The 1209-nt window shown below is 53.8% G+C and carries 1 protein-coding gene and 1 pseudogene; both read left to right on the forward strand.

Going from position 1 to position 1209, the window contains the following annotated elements; all coding sequences use genetic code 11:
• Nucleotides 1-737, forward strand: a 737-nt coding sequence (locus ACP5VX_RS07290) for a hypothetical protein (protein ID WP_428725214.1), incomplete at its 5' end; no start/stop codon positions are given.
• 13 nt (nt 738-750) lie between these two features.
• Nucleotides 751-1209 (forward strand): annotated as a pseudogene (locus tag ACP5VX_RS07295) (glycosyltransferase); the annotation flags it as partial.

Genomic DNA, 1209 nt, shown 5'->3' on the forward strand with positions numbered 1-1209 from the left:
GCAAGTGCCCGGAGGGGTCTATAACGGCATACTTCGACCTAGACACCGTCTACAACAATAGTTTTCACAAGGTCGTAGAGGTGACCGAGGCCCACCAACCCGTGTACGCTATTAATACACTAGCCGGAAAAAGAGAGCATATATTATCCAGAGGCGGCTGGAGAGACTTGATGTGCGGGGAAGACAAAGAATTCTGGGTTAGGGTAGGATTCTCAGTAGCGATCCCAGTAATGGTCGGGCTCAACGCTGAGCCGGCTCTTATCGATTACGCAAGAGAAAAAAGGTATGCCAAGAACGTTGTAAGTTACGTGAGCAGAGTGGTAAGAAGCGACATCGACTACTACAGAGCCCTGGGCTTAAACCCCGCCGAGCTACTTGTTTATAAAAGGAAGAGATACACCCTTATTTTCCCATTCTACACACCCTACGTGTTAATCAAGGGGTCGTACAGGTACATTAAGACGGTTAGTAACAACGTGGCTCTCGAGGTCAGCGTCGTATCTAAGATGGTTAACCCCAGGGAGCATGGTATAGACGACTCTCTATTCTTCGTGGGCGTCAGCCAGGAGACTCTCGAGAGGCTAAGAGACCCCGGTGAGGTCGATGTAGTTGTTAAGGGAAAGGTCGGTAGGGTTATTAAGATAACGCGTGAACCAACATATTACAGGGTCATCTACATAAAAACCCGAGAGTCTTCCGCTATGCAATGTTTCTCCTTAAAGGTGTTAGGTCTGTAGAGGTGCTAGAGTAGTGGAAGTGGTGATCGTACACCCCCTCCTCGAGATAGGGGGTGGCGCCGAGAAGCTGGCTATCGAGATGCACCGGGCCCTAGCCGAGATGGGCTTCGAGAGCAGGATCGCGACCTACTACCTGGACTGGGAGAGGCTGGTCGAGGTCGTCGGGCTGCTCTCGCCTGGCTTCAAGCCTTTGATCGAGGCGAGGCCCCTCCCCCCGTCAGCCAGTATAGTCGACCTCCTCGCGAGGGCTTTGACGGGCGACCGGTTGACGAGGCTGAGAAGGGCTCTTCTAACCAGTATCTTAGTGAAGAACATCAAGAGGGAAGCGGGCGGGGGCGTCGTCGTGGACACCGCCTCGCACGTCCCCACGCCCGTTGACGTAGCCTACATACACGTCCCGCTCATAACCCCCAGCGGTAGGAGGGGGTTCGTGTGGAGGAGCTACGAGACCCTGCTTAAAAGGCTGGCCGAC

This window comes from Thermogladius sp. (genome assembly GCF_049970955.1).
Lineage (GTDB): Archaea > Thermoproteota > Thermoprotei_A > Sulfolobales > Desulfurococcaceae > Thermogladius.